Here is a 21,999-nt window from a genome sequence, read left to right as displayed (position 1 = left end):
GGGTCTATTAACTACCAACTGGTACTGGACTTCTCATTTAGACCTTTAACATAAGGTCTTTTCTGCACCTGTTTTACCAACTCGATCGCAATCATTGATAAACCTTCTATGACAATAACCGTCGAATCAACCCACATGGAACACCAACAAAGGAAGTGGACGGACTACTTCACTTTTTGTACCGATCATAAGGTGATTGGTATTCAATATTTAGTTACGTCCTTCGCATTCTATTTCATCGGTGGGGCCTTTGCTGAAGTTATTCGCACAGAATTAGCTACTGCCGATCCCGACTTCGTTACCCCGGCCCTGTATAACCAGTTCATGACTATGCATGGCACAATCATGATCTTTTTATGGATCGTTCCTGCCGGGGCTGCTTTTGCCAATTATTTGATCCCTCTGATGATTGGGGCTGATGATATGGCATTTCCCACCCTCAACGCTGTGGCTTTTTGGTTAACACCTCCTGGAGGAATTTTATTACTCCTCAGTTTCTTTGTGGATGGTGGTGCCGCCCAGTCTGGTTGGACTTCCTACCCACCCCTGAGTTTAATTAGTGGGGTTTGGGGACAAGAAATTTGGATTTTGAGTGTCTTATTGGTGGGGACTTCCTCCATTTTGGGGGCAATTAATTTTGTCACCACCATCTTTAAGATGCGTATTGAAGGTATGGACTTGCACAGTATGCCTCTATTTTGTTGGTCTATGCTGGCAACTTCTGCTTTAATCCTCTTATCCACCCCTGTACTAGCTGCTGCTTTAGTTCTATTATCTTTCGATTTAATCGCCGGCACCAGCTTCTTTAACCCCACAGGAGGGGGTGATCCTGTTGTTTACCAGCATATGTTCTGGTTCTACTCTCACCCTGCTGTATATATCATGATTTTGCCTTTCTTTGGGGTGATTTCTGATGTCTTACCGGTTCATGCTCGTAAGCCTATTTTTGGTTATCGGGCGATCGCCTATTCCAGTTTAGCCATTAGTTTCCTGGGTTTAATTGTTTGGGCGCACCATATGTTTACCAGTGGAACTCCTGGATGGTTGCGGATCTTTTTCATGGCTGCCACCATGTTAATTGCGGTTCCCACAGGGATTAAAATCTTTAGCTGGTGTGCAACTATTTGGGGCGGAAAACTCAACCTCAACACCGCTATGTGTTTTGGTGTGGGTTTCATTGCTACCTTTTTAGTAGGTGGTTTAACGGGAGTAATGTTATCTTCTGTTACTTTTGATATCCATGTCCATGACACCTATTTTGTGGTGGGACATTTCCATTATGTACTCTTTGGTGGGGCAGCAATGGGACTGTTTGCCGGGTTCTATCATTGGTTCCCGAAAATGACGGGTAGAATGATTAACGAAACCTTGGGTAGAGCTCATTTTATCCTGCTATTCATTGGCTTAAATATCACCTTTTTACCCATGCACGAACTAGGGTTATTAGGGATGAACCGTCGTATTGCTTTATATGACATTCAGTTTCAACCTTTGAACCAAATTTGTACCTTGGGTGCGTATATTTTAGCCCTGTCTAGTCTTCCCTTTGTGATTAATATGTTCGTCTCTTTAACCAAAGGGGAAAAAGCAAGCCGTAACCCTTGGCGTGCCTTTACTTTAGAGTGGCAAACCTCTTCTCCCCCTGCTATTGAAAACTTCGATGAAGAACCAGTTTTATGGGCTGGTCCTTATGATTATGGTACCGACTCCGAAGGGGTTGATGCTGAGGAAAGTGTCGAAGACATATTAGCGGAAGTTGGAGCTAATTCTAAGTAGTTTTTCTGGTACTCTGGGCTTAATAAGATTAAGCCCCTACCGCTCTTTTTCAACTATCATTAAGCTGAGTTCGGTGTTAGGATTTGAATCTTGTTTTGCAACTCCTAATTTTGACAAGTTGTCTATCAATTTCCTTATATCGAACTCAACCGTCATTACATCATTTCAACGTTTCAATTTCTTATGCAAGGATCAGCTATTCAACAACCTCAAGGAACGGTTCCCGAACAAGGTGGGCATCACGGTGGCCACGGGGGACATCCCGATCATCGACTATTTGGTATTGCTCTGTTTTTAGTGGCAGAAAGTTCTATTTTTATGGGCTTATTTGCGGCCTTTTTAATCTATAGAACTGTGGTTCCTGTTTGGCCACCAGAAGGCACTCCAGAACTAGAATTATTATTACCTGGAATCAATACTCTGATCCTGGTTACTAGCAGTTTTGTTATGCACAAAGGACAAGACGCTATCAAGAAAAATGATGTTTCTGGTTTACAACTGTGGTTTGGTATTACTGCGGTTATGGGTGTTATCTTCCTCATCGGCCAAATGTATGAATATTTCCATTTGGAGATGGGTTTAACTACCAATTTATTCGCCAGTTCTTTCTACGCTTTAACAGGGTTTCATGGTCTTCATGTTAGCTTTGGACTATTATTAACCCTAGCTGTTTTATGGCGTTCTCGTAAACCAGGACACTACAGCAGTGAGTCCTTTTTTGGTGTAGAAGCAGCGGAACTTTACTGGCACTTTGTTGATGTCATTTGGATCATTCTTTTTATCTTAGTTTATTTACTGTAAATCAATTTGAGATAATTTTGAATTACCCCAACTTTTGCAGTTGGGGATTTTTTGTATAATATTAATTGATAGTTAAGGTTTGTCTCAAAAACCTAAGTTCAAATCGATTCGTAACTACTCAGGAAAGAAAACGTCAAAAAGCTGGACTTAATAAGTCAATTTTAGATGTAGGTTTTGGCACTCTCAACAAAATGATTACCTATAAAGTTGAAGCAAAAGGTGGGTTAGCTTTATTTCTTCCTACTAGGAAAATTAAACCTTCACAACGTTGTCCTAAATGTGGAACGGTTCACAAAGATTGGGCTAATTTATCATGTCTGTAATCATTGCAACGCGCGAAAATGGACGAGATAGATCAAGTGTGATGGTTATGTATAATGTTGCTTGTCAGAAGCAACCGGGGTTAGGAACTCACCTCGAAAGCAAGACCTGCTCTTGCGGAGGAAACCTCCGCGAGCTTCCTCGGCGAGATCGTGGATCTCATAAGCTCTACTTCTAAGACTCGTAAACATACGGGATCTATGAAGCAACTTGGGGAAATGAAGCGACAAAAATCTCAACAAAATGAGAAAAGTTTGGGGCCTTTAGAAACCCCCTCAGAGACGGGTTTTACCTTCTGCCTTCTGCCTCCTGCTATATTCCGGGCCTCGTCTTACCTTATAATCACAATAGGATTTTGATTATAAGGAACGAATGAAACCTTATCTCGCTGCTGCTATTCAAATGACAAGCAAGCCCAATCTAGAACAAAATCTAGTGGAGGCTGAAGAACTGATTGAACTTGCTGTACGTCGTGGTGCAGAATTAATCGGTTTACCAGAAAATTTTGCTTTTCTAGGGAAAGAAGAAGATAAGCTGAGCCAAGCCCAAGAAATTTCCCAAAAAGCTGAAAAATTCGTCAAAACTATGGCCCAACGCTTTCAAGTAACCATTTTAGGTGGGGGGTTTCCCGTCCCCGTCGAAGGTGATGGAAGTAAAGCTTACAACACGGCTATTTTAGTTGATCCCACAGGACAAGAAGTATCTCGTTACCAAAAAGCGCATTTATTCGATGTTGATGTTCCTGATGGTAATACCTATCGAGAATCAAGTACAGTGATGCCAGGAAAACAGTTACCTGATATTTATGCTTCACAAGACTTAGGCAACTTAGGACTATCTATCTGTTATGATGTGCGCTTCCCTGAGTTATATCGTCATTTATCCAGACAAGGGGTAGAAGTTTTATTTGTTCCCGCTGCTTTTACCGCTTTTACTGGCAAAGATCACTGGCAAGTTCTCTTACAAGCAAGAGCCATCGAAAACACCTGCTATATCGTAGCCCCGGCTCAAACAGGCAACCACTACGCCAGACGCTTTACCCACGGTCACGCCGTTATCATAGACCCTTGGGGCATTATTTTAGACGATGCAGGACAACAACCCGGTATGGCCTTAGCAGAAATTAACCCCAACCGTGTTAAACAAGTACGTCAACAAATGCCTTCTCTACAACATCGTGTCTTTGTGTAAATAGTTATCCATTATCCATTGTTAAGAGAGATTTCATGGTCATAAAAACCCCTGAATGGGTAAAAAACGCCATTTTTTATCAAATTTATCCCGATACCTTTGCGAGAAAGGTTCCAGATCGCCAAAAATGGTTATTAGATGTACCCTTGGAAGACTGGGAAGCCCCCCCAACCTCCCAAGGATACAAAGGAGGCAACCTCTGGGGTGTGATCGATAAATTGGATTATTTACAAGATTTAGGGGTTGATGCTCTCTATTTGACCCCTATTTTTCGCTCTGCTTGTAACCATCGCTATCATACTCAAGATTATTATGCGATCGATCCTTTATTGGGAGACAGAGAAGCTTTTGATCACTTGTTGAAAACTGCCCATGATAAAGGGTTTAAGGTGGTTTTAGATGGGGTATTTAATCACGCTAGTCGTGGCTTTTTCTTTTTTAACGATATCCTGGAAAATGGACCGAATTCCCCTTGGTTAGATTGGTTTAAAATCGAAGGGTGGCCTTTATCTGCCTACGATGGCAGTCGTCCGGCTAATTACGTCTCCTGGATAGATTATCGTGCTTTACCCCAGTTTAACCACGATAACCCGGCAGTGAGGGAATATATCATGCAAGTGGGGGAATATTGGTTACAACAAGGGATCGACGGTTGGCGGTTAGATGTACCCAACTGTGTTGAAGCAGAGGGTTTCTGGGAGGAATTTCGAGAACGGGTTAAAGCTGTCAACCCTGAAGCCTATATCGTCGGAGAAATCGTTTCTGATGCTACTCAATGGCTAGATGGCAAGCAATTTGATGGGGTGATGAATTATCCTTTTGCTCGTTTAACCGCTTGTTTTGTCATCGGCGATCGCCTTGACAAGGAGACTATCCCCAGTTTTTATAAACCTTACGAAACCCTCGATGCAGCCGAATACGCAAAGGGACTTGAGGAATTATTAGCCCGTCATCCTTGGGAAATTCAATTAACCCAGCTAAACCTACTTGATAGTCACGATACTTCTCGTTTTCTAACTATGGCAGGAGGCGATCGCACTTCCTTACAGTTAGCTACGTTATTGTTGTTTACCTTTCCTGGCACTCCCAACATATTTTATGGGGATGAAATTGGTATTGAAGGTGGCAAAGATCCCGATGGGAGAAAAGGTTTCCCTACAGAAGAAAAGTGGGAGCAAGAAACCTTAACCTATCATAAACAATTAATCCAAATCAGGAAAAAATACACGGCTTTACGGACAGGAGAATATAGAGTTATCACTGCTCAAGAAAATGTCTATGTCTTTGCCCGTATTTTAGGAGAAGAAGGGTTGATTATTGCAGTTAATAATGGAGAAGATAAAACAGAAATACAAATAGATAAATTCGACAAAGTGTCCTCAATATTACAGACTAAACCGAGTCAGATTATTTATGGAGAAGGGTCAATTAATTGGCATGATAACCAGTTAAAAATAACAATGCATCCTCGTTCTGGCCTAGTTATAGCCCCTTAAACAGTGAATAATAAATTTAACTAACTGGTAACTGACAACCTAATTAATCAAGTAGCAACTATTTATGGAAGAACTCAGAAAAAAACTAGAAGAAGACATGGCCGATGTTAATTGGAATGACATTAAACCCCACGCTCAAAGGGATGCTGTTATTGTTGTTAATGAAACATTAAACCTTTTAGATGTTGGGGTTGCCATCGCTCAAGACGATAAAAAAGCTGTTGAACATTGGATCACAGAACAGTTAATTAGTAAGCCATCTAATCAACAATTGAGTGATTGGAATATTGACCAAACTCAATTATTTAAGACTTTAATTGTACAACCCTTTGTCTTAGTTCAAAGTGTCTAGGAAAGTGATCACAGACCCCTACTTATTGAGAATACTTGTCAATGATCGAGAAGTTGATTTCATTTTGTCAATTTTTTGATACACTAGGTATGAAAATGATTTTAGGAAATTCTTAAGATGGAAAGCGTAGCTTATATCGTTGTTTTAATCATGGCCTTGGCGGTTCTTTTCTTTGCGATCGCCTTTCGCGAACCCCCCCGTATCGAAAAGTAGGTTTCGGGGTGTAACCTCCTTAAAACCAGCCTTCATAATTATCTGAGCCGCTATTTTCCCTTATTTTAACCAAGGGAGATCGAAACGGCTCAGAATATTGTATTTTTTCGCAAATTTTTAAATATTTTGAGGTCTTACTTCTTTTAGTTTAATTTTCCGTTACTACGGATAGTCCTATGCAATGTCCCTACTGTCAGCATACCAATAGCCGTGTTTTAGAATCGCGATCTTCCGAAGGTGGGCAAAGCATCCGCCGTCGCCGTGAGTGTTTAAACTGTAAACACCGTTTTACGACTTATGAACGCATCGAGTTTGTTCCCATCACCGTTGTTAAACACGACGGTAAGAAAGAGTCCTTCGACGCTTCTAAGCTCTTGCGAGGTATGGTCAGAGCTTGTGAGAAGACGGGAATTACTCATCAACGCCTTGAGAACATTGTAGACGATATTGAGTCCTATTTACAACAACGTCCTCAACGACAAGTTACTACTCACGAAATTGGACAATTAGTTTTAAAATATTTAAGGGAAGAAAATGAAGTGGCTTATATCCGTTTTGCTTCTGTTTATGGAAGGTTTGAAGGGATTAAAGACTTTGTGGAGACTCTTGATCAACTACAACAAGAAACTGTTTCTGCATCTGTTTCTCAATGGTCTAATGCTTCTACTACAGAAAGGGGAAAATCTTCGACTTCTCCTTGTTTAAGTCTAAGCCATAACAGCCCTGATCATGTTTAATCGGTAAGATAGATAATAAAAAATTGACAATAAATAAGCGATAATTGATAATAAGTTAGTCCATCCTTTTGTAGATTTTATATTTTCCAATGACAATTGCTAGGACGATTTGTTGCGGTTTTCTGGTGGTTATTGCGGTAGGAACACTATTATTAATGTTACCTTTTGCTACTGATGATGGTAGTTGGAATAGTCCTTTAGTTGCCTTGTTTACGGCAACTTCTGCTGTTTGTGTCACCGGATTAATTGTTGTTGATACAGGAAGTGATTTTTCTTTCTGGGGTCAATTAATTATTTTATTGTTAATTCAAGTAGGAGGGTTAGGTTATATGACTACCACAACCTTCCTGATTTTATTATTAGGGCGAAGATTTGATCTCAGACAAAAGTTAGCTATACAAGAGTCTTTTGATCGCCCTTTTTTACATGGTAATAGTAGGACGTTGATTCGTTCTATTATTGCTACAACTCTGGTTTTTGAGATTTTAGGTATTCTCCTGATGCTTAACGTATTCTCTAAAAAGTATGGAACTATGAAAGGTTTATGGTATGCAATTTTTCATAGTATCAGTGCTTGGAATAATGCAGGGTTTAGCCTATTTTCTGATAGTTTAACGGGTTTGGATGATTCGTTAACCATTAATTTTATTATTCCTTTATTAATTATTTTTGGGGGTATTGGTTATCAAGTTATTATGGAACTTTATATGGCTATTGTTCATTTTGTTACTAGAAAACGAGAAAGATTAGTTTTTTCTTTGAATTTTAAGGTAGTAATCAGTACCACAGCAATTTTATTATTATCGGGAACCATAATATTTTTTTTGGTTGAATATCCTAACCCCGATACTTTGGGAAATCTTGATTTAAGGGGGAAAATACTAACAGCCTGGTTTCAATCTGTGACCACAAGAACTGCGGGTTTTAATAGTATTGATATTGGTTCAATGACCTTTGCTGGTTTATTATTAACTATAGGATTAATGTTTATTGGAGCCAGTCCTAGTGGTACAGGAGGAGGTATTAAAACAACAACCTTAAGGATTTTAACTAACTGTACTCGTTCTGTTTTGAGAGGTAATGATGAGGTAGTAATGTTTGAGCGAGAAATTTCTGTACCGTTAATTTTAAAAGCAGTAGCAGTGGTTTTTGGCTCTACTAATATGGTAGTGTTAATAACTTTTTTGATCTACTTAAATGAAGGGATTTTCCATCCTAGCTTTTTTGAATCTGGTGGTACTTCCTTACAAGTTTTATTTGAAGTTATTTCAGCTTTTGCTACCGTAGGATTATCCGCAGGAATTACAGATAAGTTATCAGCTATTTCTCAACTCTTATTAATTTTAACTATGTATACTGGGAGAGTGGGAATTCTGGTATTTATGGCAGCGATCGCAGGGGAAACTCGTCCACGAGTTGTCCAATATCCAGAAGAAACTTTATTAGTAGGATAGGTCTGAAATTTGATATAATAAGAGAAAAGTAAAACCATAGCAGTAAAAAAATTTGTTAGGACATTTTTCTACCTTTAATTGTCATTCCGAGGGAACGAGGAATCTCATCATTGTCCTAGTCAAAATGCCTAGTAGTATATTGTTAAAATAAGGGTGAGGTATCAACTTGAAGTCCCTAAATTTTTTTAGTAGTCTCCGTCGAGAAACCCGTCAATTTGCTGTTATTGGGTTAGGAAGATTTGGCCGTGCTGTTTGTGGAACCCTTCATAAATTGGGTTATGAAGTGTTAGGAACTGACATAGATGAAGCTTTAGTGGCTCAAGTTTTAGCAGAAAAACTTGCTTCTAGTGCTATTGAATTAGATTCCACAAAACCCAATGCTTTAAAAGAAGCAGGTATTTTTGAATTTGATACGGTTATTATTGCTATTGGTAACTACTTGGAAGAAAGTATTATTACCACTTTAAACGTCAAAGAAGGTGGTGTAAAATATGTTGTTTCCAAAGCTTCTTCTAATGTTCATGGAAAGCTCTTACAAAGAGTAGGAGCGGATTTAGTCGTGTTTCCTGAATATCAGGGAGGATGCGATTTAGCTCATTTATTAACCCAAAATCAAGGGGTCATGGAACGCTTTGAAGTCGATCCTGATCATAGCATTGTAGAAACTCGTATTCCTGAAGAGTTTCATGGAAAAACCCTGGAAGAATTAAATGTAAGAAGTCGTTATAATATTAGTGTTTTAGCCATTGGCAAAGATGATAAATTTAATATCAATCCTCCTCCTCAAGAAAAGTTGAACAAAGATTTATCAATGGTTGTTATTGGTTCTAATAAGGCGATTCAAAAATTACCTTTATAAAGTTTGAAAAGTTTGCGTATTTTCTAGCTTTTCTCTCGCTGTTAAGGTAGGATTTAAGAGGAATAAAGATGCTCGTTTTGCTGTTTCTTGAGATAACTTTATTTGAGTTAAACTCACTAACCCATCTTGAATAAAAGCATCCCTAACCAGGACTTTATCCCCTTTGTTAAAGTCGCTTTCATAGAAAACTTCTCTAATACCCGCAGAAATAATTAATTTTAAGCAGTAAAGACAGGGTTCTAAGGTAACATAAATACTAGCTCCGTGGGTAGAAATGCCGTGTTTCGCAGCTTGGGCGATCGCATTAGCTTCGGCGTGAATAGCACGAGAAGGCAGACCACTGGGACTATCACAGCTATCTAGTCCAGGGTAACAAAATCCTTGGGCTGTACAATGTGCGGAACCGGAGGGGGAACCGTTGTATCCTGTCGCTAAAACCTGTCTATCTTTGACGATAACCGCACCTACTGGAAAGGCCAGACAGGTTGACCGAGTAGCGGCCAATTTAGCCATCATGATAAAGTATTCGTGCCAAGTGGGTCTTTGTTCTTCAAGAAATGTCATTTTCTGATTAGATAATATGAAAAAATAAATTTAAACTCCCGTAGAACCAAAGCCACCTTTTCCCCTAATCGTATCACTTAACTGTTCTACCTCTTCGATATTAACACGAATAACAGGAGCAATGACCATCTGAGCAATTCTCATTCCTTGGGTTACTTTAAATGATGTTTTTCCATGATTAATTAAGATGACTCCTATTTCCCCTCTGTATCCTTCGTCAATGGTTCCTGGAGTGTTTAAAACAGTAATTTGATGTTTTAATGCAAGTCCACTTCTAGGACGTATTTGTGCTTCGGTATTAGGGGGTAATTCAATAGAAATTCCTGTTTTAATTAATTTACTGTCTCCTGCTGGTATGTCTACGGTTTCTATAGAAACTAAGTCAAGTCCTGAATCATTTTCATGTTCATATTTAGGAGTTATTGCTTGTTGATTGAGTTTGATTATTTTAAGGTGCATTTCCTCATATTTCCTTTGAATATAGGATAATATTTTTCGTTTCATTTGTTACTTTTACGATCTATGTCATTGAGCCATAAATTGACTAATATTACTGTGATAGTGGGTATTACCCACTCAATCACTTTATTTGCTGTATTGTACCAAGTATCCGAGGGGTCGGAAGCTAATTTATTTTGCTTATTATCTAGCCACACAGCAGACACAATTAATACTATCAGAAAACTGCTCAAAATTATATATTGCTTTTTTAAAAAAATATTTTTCTTTTGATTTGACATTTGTTGAAGTCTCTGATTTTCTTCTTCTTTTCGCTCTTTGTATATCTTCTGATAATCATCACACTCGAGTAATTTATTAAATAGTGCATCTTTATTGCTCATAAAATCTTGATCAAGAAATTCTCTTTGATCATCATTTAATTCTCCACCTAGTAAGTCTACTCTACCTGATGTATTTCCCGTTTGCTTTCTAGCTGACGATGTATATAGATATTTAAAAATAAGCGTCACAAAAGCATCAACTTTAGGTTTTATTTCTATAGGTAAATTAAATCCCAAGCTAACTCACTAGCAGTTAACTTATAACTAGCTCCTTTCAAATTGTCAGCTTTATATGGATATATATAAATATTAATGCCGAGTTCGTTTTTAATGTCTTGATCACTTAAGATAGTCATGTCTTTTTTTTTTTAATTATTGATTATATTTTTATATACTGACAGATTAAATAATAAGAGGTTTATCTTGTTGATAGCTATCTAAATTTTTGACTAAACAGATTTCTGCTTTTTGTAATTCTGTCCCTAAATACATAGCGTGTTTTATTTCAAGACTGGGACAAGTATCAGCAATTTGTTGATAAAGTTTTCTAGCAGTTTTCCCTGAATAACAGTTAACGACTTCCCCCGATCCTGGGGTAATATGTTCAACAATAATTTCATTATCTTTAATCGAAATTAAAAAGCTTCCACTGGGATCATTATAAGTTCTTTGCTGACATATTCTCCTATATTCTGTTTCAATAACTTTGTCTGCGTGTTCCCAACAATCACTATATATATGTGCGCTTTGACTGATAATAATTAAGGGTCCTAACTGAAAATTATGTTGATATTTGTTATTAACCTCTTCTATAATATGCTGTTGTAATTCTCGTAAACCCATCGCATTTGCAGGCCACGCTGAAAACATATCATTACTACGAAATGTCGCAGTTAAAGATAATTCATCATCAACTATTCTTACCCAAATATGATTTAAACAAGGAGGACTATCATTGTTTTCATAATCTTTAACATCCCACAAAGACATAACAACTCTAGAAGAGTCTTTATCACTGATTAATTTATCAATTGCTTGTTTAATTTGATCCCGTTCAAACCACGATCTCAACCTTTGTCCATAAGTATATTTAACTCCTTCTTTTTGAGGTGCATCATCAAGAATTTGTCCAATATAATCATTAATAAACTCTCGTTTTATGGGTAAATAATTAGGACTTGGAAAATAAAAATTTAAAGGCTCATCGGTTACAATAGCAGTCATATCAATTAATTCTTGCCATTGTCCATATTGAGTCGGTCTAATAGTTCCTGTTGTTTTAATTCTCTGCAATATTTTAACCCATGTTTCTGCTATAGTTTTACCCTCAATACGATGACCATATCTCGGTCCTGGTAATACCGTTGGACTGCTTTCCATGATAGGAAATGTTAACGGTTCCCCCCAAGGTTTATGATATATTTTTTTACTAAACTCTTCAACAGAATCAACTACTTCTTTGATAGAATTTGCTAATTTATAATCTAGAGATTGACGCAAAGTTTCTAACGCATTCTCATCAATTTCTATATCAATATAACCATTAATATCAGAATTAATAACCCAAATATCTCGACCTGTATCACTTTTTCCTTTAGTAAAACCCTGTTCTAAAAAGTCTAGTAAACATTTACATCCCCCTGCATTTTTGTCTTCTTTGGTTGCATCTAAAATGACTAAAAATCTCACATGAGTATTAGCTAATAAATTACGAATTAAAGGGCCAATTCCTCTGGTGGGACTGTATAAGTTTCCGATAACCGCATAGTCTTCTGGGTTCAATTTTTTAGCAACTGATTGTCTTACAGTCCATCCTGTAATAATTGCTGTTTGTCCATGACCACAAATTAATTGATTTGGTTTATAATGAGGTTTATAATTGAATCGATAATTAGATGGTGCAACTGTCATAATTTAGAGTAATTTGGATAATTTTGTTAACTTGTTTTTATAGTATAGCAATCAGCTTTCAGTTATGATAAAATTAGAAACGAGATTTAACACTGTTAAATCCCTACGAGGGTATATTCGTAGGGATTTAATAATATTATGTCCTAGATATGTTATCATTTTCCCCATATCATTAATTATTGCTATAACTACTCAATTATAATTCAATTAAAAATAAATTACTTATTTCTAAAGCAAATTTTAAGATATTTATGGTTACATCAACTTGTCACAATTAGATGGGTAAAATAACAGTAAAAATTGTTCCTTTATTCAACTCACTTTCTACTTTAATTTGTCCATGATGATTATCTACGATCGCTTTAGCGATCGCCAAACCCAAACCCGAACCCCCTGTACTTTTCCGGGAGGGATCAACTTGATAAAAGCGATCAAATAAATGACTTAAAGCCACTTCAGGAACACCTTTTCCTGTATCTTTTACTTTGACTTTTAACTGCTGTAAACGATCCCGTTTAATCTTTTTTAATTCTACCTCAACAGCAGATACTTGTTCCTCTTTTTCTATATTTTTATTTTCAGAAAAACTATGCTCTAAACCATTACTAATTAAGTTAGTAAATAAACGAGCTAATTGATCCCAATCTCCTAATAAACTAAAATTATCCTCATTACTATTATCAGGTTCTACGATATGTAAGGATAAAAAGATGTCCTTTTGTTGGGCTACAGTTCTTTGTTCTTCTATCACTTCAATTAATAAAGCATCTAAAGGAAGAGTTTGCTGTTTAATTTGTAACATTCCACTATCAGAACGGGCTAAAAATAATAAATCATTGACTAAATTACCTAACCTTTGTGTCAACCTTTCTACCACTTTTAACTGTCTTTGTTGGACTTGTGGATCGCTATTTCCATAAGATAAAGCCATTTGTACATTGGTTTGAATGGTAGCGATAGGGTTTCTTAACTCATGGGAAGCATCAGCCGTAAATTGTTTTAAACTTTGATAAGAGTCTCGTATAGGTTGAATAGCTAAACCAGATAAAAACCAACCAATAAACCCGACAATAATAATAGTAATTAACGTTGCCAAGGCGAGGTCAAAACTCAGTTGACGAATGGGTTTTGTTACCTCAAACCAAGGATGACTTACCCGTAAATAACCTAAAATATAACGGTCTAAATTAATTCTTTGGGTAACTTGTCTAAGAATGCGATCGCCACCAAGATGAACCGTTTCCGCCCGTCGGTTAAGATGAAGGGGAATAAGGGGAGGATCGCTAAAAGTTGACCAGACTAACTCTCCTTGAGGGTTAAACCATTCGAGATCGATGTGATCATCTTCCACTGCTTCAGCATTGTCTGGAAAACTGCCCTCCACATCCACCTGATAACGCCCCTCGGACACAGAAACGGACTCTATAACCAAAGAACGGTTAACCACCTCTACAACGTGCTTTAAAGTGTCATCAACCCGTTCTACTAAGGTGCTACGAACATAAAAAAACACCCCTGTAGCAAACAGAAGGAGTAGAATCGCTGTAACTGTGGTGTACCATAGAGCTAAACGACGGCGTGTCGCTTGAAACATAGACTTATCTCATTTTTACTTGCTTTAAGCAGGATAAATCTACTTTACCAAAATGTACACTAAAAGCTAATTGTAAATTTTCTAAAGATTTGACCAACGAGGGAACCCCGTCTTTAGTAAAAGATTCATAATGGTTAAAGAGGATAGAAAAACGCTTCTCTAAGTAGGGTTTAACCTTGCCAGAAACCAAAACAACCTTAAGCAATAAACCCATAGTGCGGGTTACTCCCATGTTAGAAATCATATCCACAAAAACATAGTGTTCTGGTTTCTTCCCGTTTTCAACCACCAGAAAATTCATTAATTGACTGGAAGTTCGTAACATTAAGAACTCCGTAGGTCTTTGGTTATTACATTCAGGTAGGGTATTTTGTAGTAAATTATAAAGATTCTTATTAAATTGTCCTTTGGAATATTTAGGGTCTAAAGAAGTAAAAATATACTCATAAAGATCGTCTTTATAACGTCCAAAGGTTTTAGTATGAACCGTATGAGTCAAGAAATTATTAGATAAACTTTTATAGGTATGCCCCCCATCCACTGTTCCCATATAATGCTTCAACGCTTGGTTTAACTCTTTATCTTTGAGGAGGGTGGGATTTTTGACAGGACGAATAATCCGACTCTTTTCCTGTGCTACTTCGGGGGAACGGGATATTTGGGCTAATCTGACTTTGTAGGTAACATAGCGAGATAGATTAACCTCAAAACGTTTTTCCGTTTGAGTTTTAATTTTTCTAACGGTTTGTTGGTGTTCTTGACTGCTTTCGTCCCCCAACAGACAATGGTTGTATAGATAAGGATAACGATGAATCAGGTTGCCCACCAAGTCGGACTTATCAGGATTGAGCCTGTTGTTAATAACTCGCGCTAACCTTTGAAGCTTGACATTATCCTCGCACTGGGTGAAGTTTTTGACCAGATATCTAACACGATTAGCTGCGCTCTGATAACCACTACGAGGAGGGGCAAGATTCTCTAATAGTCCAATTAACTCAGGAATGGCACTATAGGACTGGACATCCATCTGCCAATGGTTGATGAGAATATGGCAACAACGGTTAAAAAAGTGGTTAAACTGATATTCATTGTTCTTCCGTTTAATAATTTTTTCTAAGGCTGTATAAACTTCGATATCACGGAACCCCCGTCCCTCAATAAATAAGCGACGGAAATCTTCAACCAACTGACCTGGGGTGTCGGTTCTGATATGTTGTAAGAAGTAATCGTAAATGACTTGTTCTTCTTGGGATCCTTGTTGTCGTGAGTAGCTTTGGTGCAGGTTATTCATGGCCGTCAGCCCATTTTAATTGATTAATGTAACCTGGGGCTGTAAAATTCCGTTTAGGTTATAGGTCAGTTTATCGCCCACTTTCGGTTTGATGATAGTAGTTGCTCAAGCATTTTTAGCTGTTTGGTTATGGTCAACAGTGTTCGTTGTATCTTTCCTTCATTGTAACAATCTAGGAAAGAATTTTGAAAATCCCTATTCTATAATTCTTGTTGTTTTTATCTAACCTCCCTTGATTAGATTTACAGTTAAATACACTTTTCTCATTAGGTCTTATTCTGTAAAGACATCTCTTAAAGTAACGGAAGAGAACACCTTTTGTATGTGATCTTGATCACCACTATTCAATTAATTTTCCTCGGTAAATTTTCTCGTTTTATCTCAGTAGTTATTCCAGGTTGTTACTATGATTCTCCGTGAAATTCCAACTATCCTGTCCGGCACTTTCCAAAAGATATCACAAACTTTGTCTGACAAATCTATCAATAAAATTAGTACCGATAGCAGAACAATCCAAGAAAACGATATTTTTATTGCTTTACAAGGAGATAAATTTGATGGACATCGCTTTGTAGATGAGGTAATTGATAAAGGAGCAATTGCCCTCATCGTTAACCACGAAGTATCTGTAAAATCGACTAAGGAAATACCCCAAATTGTTGTTAAAGATACATTAATCGCCTATCAAGAAATTGCAAATTGGTGGCGAAATCATGTAAAGATTCCTATTATTGGTATAACTGGCTCTGTGGGTAAAACCACAACCAAGGAAATAATTGCAGCAGTGTTAGGAGTTTACGGCAATGTTCACAAAACCCAAGCCAACTACAACAACGAAATTGGAGTACCAAAAACCTTACTGGGATTAACCACCAATCATAATTATGCTGTGATTGAGATGGCCATGCGAGGCAAAGGAGAAATTGCCCTATTAAGTCAAATTGCTTGCCCCACCATCGGCATTATAACCAATGTGGGAACGGCACATATTGGACGACTAGGATCACGACAGGCGATCGCCGAAGCTAAATGCGAGTTATTGGCGGAAATGCCCGAAAATAGTGTAGCTATTCTCAACCACGATGATCAACGTCTCGTGGAAACAGCAGCAACGGTGTGGCAAGGTAAAACCATCACCTATGGGTTAGAAGGAGGGGACATTACCGGGGAATTGTTAGAAAATCAAATATTAAGGGTGGAAGGGATGGATTTTCCTTTACCCTTACCTGGCCGTCACAATGCCTTGAATTATTTAGCTGCGTTAGCGGTGACTAAAGAGTTAAACTTAGACTGGACTTTTTTAATGGAAGGAGTAACTGTCAACCTTCCTCAAGGGCGATCGCAACAATATTCCTTAAAAAACGATGTCATCCTTCTAGACGAAACCTACAACGCTGGTTTAGAATCCATGAAGGCGGCCTTACAATTACTCAAAGATACCCCAGGAACCCGTCATTTAGCGGTTCTTGGTACTATGAAGGAATTGGCTGACGCTTCTGCTGAATTACATAGGGAAGTGGGAGAAACTGCAGAGAAATTGGCTATTGATGCTTTGTTTATTTTGGTGGATGATCCTCAGTCCCAAGCTATTACTAAAGGGGTTACAACCATTGAAACTCAGTCTTTCCCTACCCACGAACAATTGATACAACGGTTAAGAGAGGTGATTCAACCAGGCGATCGCATTTTATTTAAAGCTTCTAATTCTGTGGGTTTAAATCGTGTGGTGGAAGCGGTTCTTCAGCAATTAACAACTAATGATTAACGATTTTGCTAAACAATGAATTATCAAGCAGAAAAAGAGTTAGCCTTGAAGATAGTCACAGAAGCGGCTAAACTCTGTCAACGAGTGCAACAAACCGACGGGGGAAAAGCGGTTAAAAAGGCCGATACCAGTCCCGTTACTGTGGCAGATTTCGGGGCGCAAGCCATTTTATGTCAAGGGTTAATTGAGGGATTTCCCCATGATCCTGTGATTGGGGAAGAAGATGCTACCCTCTTGCAACAACCAGAGTTAGCAGGGGTACGCCAGCAAATTATTGAACAGGTACAAGAATCTATTCCCACTGCCACCCCAGATAATGTCATAGATTGGATTAACTGGGGTAATGGAGAAGTTGCCCAACGTTATTGGACTTTGGACCCCATCGATGGCACTAGGGGGTTTATTCGGGGCAATCAATACGCTGTTGCTTTGGCTTTAGTTGAAGGGGGAGAGGTAAAGTTAGGGGTATTAGCTTGTCCTGCTTTTCCTAGAGAAGATGGTGGGAAAGGACTGATTTTCTTGGCTATTCGGGGTCAAGGAGCCACAGAAATGCCCTTAGAAGGGGGGAACCCTCTACCAATTCGAGTCGATCCCTCGTTCAATTTTGAGCAGTTGTATCGCATCGAAAGCATCGAATCTAGCCATAGCGATCGCGGAGTCCAAAGCGCCGTTGATCGCCATCTGGGGTTGACTTATGGGGCGAAACAGATGGATTCTTTGGCTAAATATGGGGCGATCGCCAAGGGAGAGGCTCATTTTTATACCAGAGTCCCTTTACCGCAATTTAAGGGCAAAAAAGAAAATATCTGGGACCATGCACCCGGAGTCGTCATTGTGGAAGAAGCAGGAGGAAAGGTGACGGATTTAGAGGGTAAACCCTTAGATTTTTCTGTTGGTACAAAATTGAGCAATAATCACGGTGTTTTAGCCACTAATGGCGTAATTCATTCCCAAGTTTTAGCAGCTTTATCGAAAAATTGGGTTTAAAACCTGCTACCTTTTCTAAGGATAATTTCGTTTTTCACTGGCGATTAATTTAGCGGCTAAAATCCCCCCTAAAAAGCCGAATAAGTGACCTTGCCAAGAAATTCCTGGTGCTGAGGGCAATACTCCTAATACTAATCCACCGTAAAAAAAAGCAACCACAACAGACAGAAAAATGGAGATAAAATTACGCTGGAAATAACCCCTTAATAACAAAAATCCCAAGTAACCAAAAATCAAAATACTAGCACCAATATGGACAGAACTGGGTGCGGCAAACAACCATACCCCTAAACCCCCAACTAGCATGGTTATTGCAGTAACAATCCAGAAATCGCTGGTTTCTTGCAGCATAACTAACCATCCCAACACCAAGAAGGGAACAGTGTTACTGATCAAATGGGGTAAACCTCCATGCAAAAATGGAGCAAATAAAATACCTCTTAAACCGATTAAACTCTGGGGTCGAATTCCATATTGATTTAACCTACCTTTTAAAATAAAAATATCAACGAGTTCGGTTACCCAAAAAATACTGACAAAGCTTCCTAAAATAGTCAGTTGTTTTTTGAGTTCACGGGAAAGATTATTATTTGGTGAGTGACTCATAAGATTTATACTAGAGTTATCCTATTCACAATGATAACGATTGAACTATTGTTTTGTCTAAAAATTGACGCAAATTGTTAGAGAGAAACAAAAGCTGATGAAAGTAACAAATACTCAAATGGATTTTATTGAAGTAACTGGGATTCGTTGTTACGGTTATACGGGTTATTTGCCGGAAGAACAAGTTTTGGGTCAATGGTTTGAGGTTGATTTAACTCTAGGTGCGGATTTAACAAATGCTGGTACAAGTGATAATCTCGATGATACTTCAGACTATCGACAGGCCATCGCTATTGTTAAACATCATATTAAAACAACAAAAGTTGCTTTAATTGAAAGGTTGACAGAAATTATCGCTCAAGAAATCCTTGCCTTACCAAATATTAATCAAGTTAGGGTAAGGTTAACTAAAGTCTCCCCTCCTATTCCAGATTTTGCTGGTAAAATTACCGTTGACATTACCAGAATTAATAAAAGCTAAGAAAGCAACTGGGGCATAGTCCCATTTTTACAAAAATGTCACAGCAATTCACAGTTATCACAGGTGCTATAACTTAGTTAGTAAACTTTTCAGCTTTTCTTCTACTGATTCGTGGGTATATTCATCATCGGGATGAGGTGGTTGTCCTGGAGACTGGAAATAAGGACGTTCATCGTATATTTTTCCCCATTGAAAGTCTACTTGGGGTTTGCTGAATAAAAGCAAAACCCTATTCTTTAAAAGGTTACACCCATATTCGCGATCGCAAAAAAGATCAGCTTTGTCGGCTACAAACCGCTATAATTGGTAGAAACACCTCCCAGTTGTTGCTCAAGAACAAATGTATCGAAAAGAGGAGCAACCTTTACCGCCCCCAGAAAAATTTGAATTACCTTTCGAGGGCAAATTGTCCCCCAATAATCGTTGGGTAATCATGGCAGAGTTGATACCTTGGGATGATTTTGAGGAAGAATATGCTAAACTTTTTTCAGCAGAAAAAGGTGCGCCAGCCAAACTATTTAGAATGGCATTAGGGACATTAATTATTAAGGAAAAATTAGGAACAAGTGATAGAGAAACTATAGAACAGATTAGAGAAAATCCCTATCTACAATACTTTATAGGTTTAAATTGTTATCAACAAGAGCCACCATTGGAATCTTCAATGCTAGTTCATTTTAGGAAAAGAATTGATGGAGAATTGATAAACAAAATCAATAAAAAAATAGTAAAAAGAGAAATAGATAAGAGTGATAAAGAAGTAAAAAAAAAGGATTGTCTCCAAGAAAAAGGAGAAAAAATAAAAAATAAAGGTAAACTAATTTTAGATGCGACTTGTGCGCCAGCAGACATCAAATACCCAACGGATTTAGGCATATTAAATCAAGCCAGAATTGAGACAGAAAGAATAATAGATAATCTTTATAAACCATTAAGAGTAAAATTGAGAAAAAAGCCGAGAACTTCTAGAAAAATTGCTAGAAAGGAATACTTAAAAGTAGCTAAAAAACGAAAAGTATCTTATCAAGAAAGAAGAAAAGCTATCGGGAAACAGTTAAAATACCTTAAGAAAAATTTAGGAAATATAGAAGACTTAATTCAAGCTGGGGCTTCCCTGGAAAATCTGAGTAAAAGACAGAAAAATTGTCTAGAGACTATCAAAAAAGTTTATGAACAACAACAGTCAATGTGGGAGAATAAGACCCAGAGTGTTCCTCAAAGAATTGTAAGTTTAACTCAACCGCATATTCGTCCAATAGTGAGGGGAAAAGCAGGAAAACCAATAGAGTTTGGAGCTAAACTCTCAGTAAGCTGTGTAGATAACTATGTGTTTCTAGAAAAAATAAGTTGGGAAAACTTCAATGAATCTTGTCATTTAAAAGAACAAGTAGAAAAGTATAAAGAAACGTTTGGCTATTATCCCGAATCCGTCCATGTAGATAAAATTTATCGAACTAGGGAAAACAGAAATTGGTGTAAGGAAAGAGGGATAAGAATCAGTGGTCCGAAGTTAGGAAGACCTCCGAAAAATGTCAGTGAAGAAGAAAAGAAACAAGCCCACTCCGATGAATGCTTCCGTAATGCTATTGAGGGAAAGTTTGGACAAGCTAAACGAAGATTTAGCCTAAATCTCGTGATAACAAAACTCCCTGAAACCTCCATTATATCTATTGCTATTACATTTTTAGTTGTCAATCTTTCTAAACTTCTGAGGCAGTTTTTGTCGCTTTTTTTGTCCTTATTTACTAATAATAGAACAGGGGAACTCATCAAACCGCCTTTCATTAATTTTGATTATACTTAAAACAATTTTTATGTACTAAAACTTATTGATTTGTCAGAAAATTCTTGGTCAAAAGTGGCATAAATTTTGGAGAAACTTTTTCAGCAAACCCTACGTAAATGTATAGATAGTAGGGTGGGCAAAGGGTAAAGCTCAAAAACTTCACAGAATGATTGAATCTTTTGCCCACCTTAAAGTTAATTTTTATTCAAATAGTTAATTTTTAACTTCTACCATTTCAATAATTCTTTGATCGATATCTTTAACCAAAAAGTTGAGAGGTTTTCTGCGACGAACTTTATATTTTAAACGTCTAGACTCAACTCTTAATAAAATATCCTCTAAACATTCATTATCAAAACAAACATGACGCTGACGGTTTTTCTCACCGTAACTGGCACCCGCTATAATATGAAGTTGAGTATTTTTTTTCAGTTGATACCAAAGTCCATCTCTGTTTCCATAGTTGCTGGTAGCGGTTGCTGTAGCATCTGAATACATATAAAAAGCGTCAATTCCTGCGGTTCCCAAACTTTGTTCATAATTGTAATAATAATGAAGAGGAACATCAGCCACGTTTAACTGTAGTAAACCCTCATAGAATTGCCGAGCAACCTCTAGATCCGATACCATGATGGTGTAAACTTTGGGTGCGCTGGTGAGAAACATCCACATAGCCAAGCCATAGGCCGCCAATAACATCACCATGATGCCTTGAGTGGACAAAACGCTGTCAATGGGGAGGAATGCTCCTAAATAATTGAATGTTAGGGTAAGCTGTGTCACTATAGTCATAGATTATAATTTAAGGATTAAGAATTATCCCAGTTTGTCTTACTTTACTACAAATTTAACTGTGTTCAAGGTAAGATAACCGACCAAAAGTCAGATGTCAAGCATTATTACTCAATTCTATCTAATTTTTACCCAAAAATACAACTGTAAACTATGTTCAAGGTTTAGCAATTATTATGGCATCAGATCCTAACCGAGTTTTACGATTAATTCCTCTTTTTGCTGGTGGTTTAGGAGGAA

Annotated in this window: 21 protein-coding genes and 1 pseudogene; 13 read left to right on the top strand and 9 right to left on the bottom strand. The window is 37.7% G+C overall.

What is annotated here, in order from left to right:
- Nucleotides 1–108 precede the first annotated feature (108 nt).
- The 9 genes from ctaD (at nucleotide 109) to CWATDRAFT_RS12130 (ending at nucleotide 9,200) form a co-directional block, all read left to right on the top strand.
- Nucleotides 109–1,776: a cytochrome c oxidase subunit I gene (gene ctaD / locus CWATDRAFT_RS12170; protein ID WP_007305316.1), complete on the top strand. Its 1,668-nt coding sequence runs from the start codon at nucleotides 109–111 to the stop codon at nucleotides 1,774–1,776.
- Nucleotides 1,777–1,959: 183 nt separating this feature from the next.
- A complete protein-coding gene (locus CWATDRAFT_RS12165) occupies nucleotides 1,960–2,577 on the top strand; it encodes a cytochrome c oxidase subunit 3 (protein WP_007305317.1) in 618 nt (205 codons plus the stop codon).
- Nucleotides 2,578–3,270: 693 nt separating this feature from the next.
- Nucleotides 3,271–4,089, top strand: coding sequence for a carbon-nitrogen hydrolase family protein (locus CWATDRAFT_RS12155; protein ID WP_007305319.1), 819 nt, complete (start codon nucleotides 3,271–3,273; stop codon nucleotides 4,087–4,089).
- A 35-nt stretch (nucleotides 4,090–4,124) separates the two neighbouring features.
- Nucleotides 4,125–5,585 (top strand): glycoside hydrolase family 13 protein, encoded by a 1,461-nt coding sequence (locus tag CWATDRAFT_RS12150; RefSeq protein WP_007305320.1) that lies wholly within the window; start codon nucleotides 4,125–4,127, stop codon nucleotides 5,583–5,585.
- Nucleotides 5,586–5,649: 64 nt separating this feature from the next.
- Nucleotides 5,650–5,937, top strand: coding sequence for a DUF2288 domain-containing protein (locus tag CWATDRAFT_RS12145; RefSeq protein ID WP_007305321.1), 288 nt, complete (start codon nucleotides 5,650–5,652; stop codon nucleotides 5,935–5,937).
- Nucleotides 5,938–6,054: 117 nt separating this feature from the next.
- A complete protein-coding gene (locus CWATDRAFT_RS33515) occupies nucleotides 6,055–6,150 on the top strand; it encodes a photosystem II reaction center protein T (RefSeq protein WP_007305322.1) in 96 nt (31 codons plus the stop codon).
- Nucleotides 6,151–6,326: 176 nt separating this feature from the next.
- Nucleotides 6,327–6,887, top strand: a complete 561-nt coding sequence (gene nrdR, locus CWATDRAFT_RS12140; RefSeq protein WP_007305323.1) for a transcriptional regulator NrdR — start codon at nucleotides 6,327–6,329, stop codon at nucleotides 6,885–6,887.
- A gap of 89 nt (nucleotides 6,888–6,976) precedes the next feature.
- Entirely contained in the window at nucleotides 6,977–8,341 is a 1,365-nt protein-coding gene (locus CWATDRAFT_RS12135; RefSeq protein WP_007305324.1) for a TrkH family potassium uptake protein, read from the top strand.
- Between the two features lie 166 nt (nucleotides 8,342–8,507).
- Nucleotides 8,508–9,200, top strand: a complete 693-nt coding sequence (locus CWATDRAFT_RS12130; RefSeq protein WP_007305325.1) for a potassium channel family protein — start codon at nucleotides 8,508–8,510, stop codon at nucleotides 9,198–9,200.
- On the opposite strand, the gene CWATDRAFT_RS12125 is transcribed toward CWATDRAFT_RS12130, so the two are convergent.
- The 6 genes from CWATDRAFT_RS12125 to CWATDRAFT_RS12095 all read right to left on the bottom strand — a co-directional run bounded on the left by CWATDRAFT_RS12125 (nucleotide 9,195) and on the right by CWATDRAFT_RS12095 (nucleotide 15,342).
- Entirely contained in the window at nucleotides 9,195–9,764 is a 570-nt protein-coding gene (locus CWATDRAFT_RS12125; protein WP_007305278.1) for a deoxycytidylate deaminase, read from the bottom strand. The two genes, CWATDRAFT_RS12130 and CWATDRAFT_RS12125, sit on opposite strands and share 6 nt — an antisense overlap.
- A gap of 30 nt (nucleotides 9,765–9,794) precedes the next feature.
- Nucleotides 9,795–10,223 carry a dUTP diphosphatase gene (gene dut, locus CWATDRAFT_RS12120; RefSeq protein WP_021831910.1) on the bottom strand — a complete coding sequence of 143 codons (429 nt, stop codon included), beginning with the start codon at nucleotides 10,221–10,223 and terminating at the stop codon, nucleotides 9,795–9,797.
- 41 nt (nucleotides 10,224–10,264) lie between these two features.
- Nucleotides 10,265–10,783 carry a hypothetical protein gene (locus CWATDRAFT_RS39740; protein ID WP_007305276.1) on the bottom strand — a complete coding sequence of 173 codons (519 nt, stop codon included), beginning with the start codon at nucleotides 10,781–10,783 and terminating at the stop codon, nucleotides 10,265–10,267.
- Between the two features lie 165 nt (nucleotides 10,784–10,948).
- Nucleotides 10,949–12,457 (bottom strand): thymidylate synthase, encoded by a 1,509-nt coding sequence (locus CWATDRAFT_RS12105; protein WP_007305275.1) that lies wholly within the window; start codon nucleotides 12,455–12,457, stop codon nucleotides 10,949–10,951.
- Between the two features lie 274 nt (nucleotides 12,458–12,731).
- Nucleotides 12,732–14,051 (bottom strand): sensor histidine kinase, encoded by a 1,320-nt coding sequence (locus CWATDRAFT_RS12100; protein ID WP_007305274.1) that lies wholly within the window; start codon nucleotides 14,049–14,051, stop codon nucleotides 12,732–12,734.
- 4 nt (nucleotides 14,052–14,055) lie between these two features.
- Nucleotides 14,056–15,342 (bottom strand): hypothetical protein, encoded by a 1,287-nt coding sequence (locus tag CWATDRAFT_RS12095; RefSeq protein ID WP_007305273.1) that lies wholly within the window; start codon nucleotides 15,340–15,342, stop codon nucleotides 14,056–14,058.
- 406 nt (nucleotides 15,343–15,748) lie between these two features.
- On the opposite strand from CWATDRAFT_RS12095, the gene CWATDRAFT_RS12090 reads away from it, so the two are divergent.
- On the top strand, nucleotides 15,749–17,107 hold the full coding sequence (locus CWATDRAFT_RS12090) for a UDP-N-acetylmuramoyl-tripeptide--D-alanyl-D-alanine ligase (protein ID WP_007305326.1): 1,359 nt from the start codon (nucleotides 15,749–15,751) through the stop codon (nucleotides 17,105–17,107).
- Nucleotides 17,108–17,122: 15 nt separating this feature from the next.
- A complete protein-coding gene (locus CWATDRAFT_RS12085; protein WP_007305327.1) occupies nucleotides 17,123–18,094 on the top strand; it encodes a 3'(2'),5'-bisphosphate nucleotidase in 972 nt (323 codons plus the stop codon).
- A 15-nt stretch (nucleotides 18,095–18,109) separates the two neighbouring features.
- On the opposite strand, the gene CWATDRAFT_RS12080 is transcribed toward CWATDRAFT_RS12085, so the two are convergent.
- Nucleotides 18,110–18,700 (bottom strand): rhomboid family intramembrane serine protease, encoded by a 591-nt coding sequence (locus tag CWATDRAFT_RS12080; protein ID WP_007305272.1) that lies wholly within the window; start codon nucleotides 18,698–18,700, stop codon nucleotides 18,110–18,112.
- 118 nt (nucleotides 18,701–18,818) lie between these two features.
- Between CWATDRAFT_RS12080 and folB the strand changes: the two genes are divergently transcribed.
- Entirely contained in the window at nucleotides 18,819–19,181 is a 363-nt protein-coding gene (gene folB, locus CWATDRAFT_RS12075) for a dihydroneopterin aldolase (RefSeq protein WP_021834385.1), read from the top strand.
- Nucleotides 19,182–19,247: 66 nt separating this feature from the next.
- Here folB and CWATDRAFT_RS36650 read toward each other — a convergent pair whose 3' ends face one another.
- Nucleotides 19,248–19,406, bottom strand: a complete 159-nt coding sequence (locus CWATDRAFT_RS36650; RefSeq protein ID WP_007305271.1) for a hypothetical protein — start codon at nucleotides 19,404–19,406, stop codon at nucleotides 19,248–19,250.
- Nucleotides 19,407–19,521: 115 nt separating this feature from the next.
- Between CWATDRAFT_RS36650 and CWATDRAFT_RS12065 the strand changes: the two are divergent.
- Nucleotides 19,522–21,048 (top strand): annotated as a pseudogene (locus tag CWATDRAFT_RS12065) (IS5-like element ISCwa2 family transposase).
- Nucleotides 21,049–21,180: 132 nt separating this feature from the next.
- Here the strand turns inward: CWATDRAFT_RS12065 and CWATDRAFT_RS12060 are convergent.
- Nucleotides 21,181–21,759: a hypothetical protein gene (locus CWATDRAFT_RS12060; RefSeq protein WP_007305270.1), complete on the bottom strand. Its 579-nt coding sequence runs from the start codon at nucleotides 21,757–21,759 to the stop codon at nucleotides 21,181–21,183.
- Nucleotides 21,760–21,999: the final 240 nt, after the last annotated feature.

The sequence above is a fragment of the Crocosphaera watsonii WH 8501 genome (genome assembly GCF_000167195.1).
GTDB lineage: Bacteria > Cyanobacteriota > Cyanobacteriia > Cyanobacteriales > Microcystaceae > Crocosphaera > Crocosphaera watsonii.
This window is presented reverse-complemented; position numbering and strand designations above follow the sequence as displayed.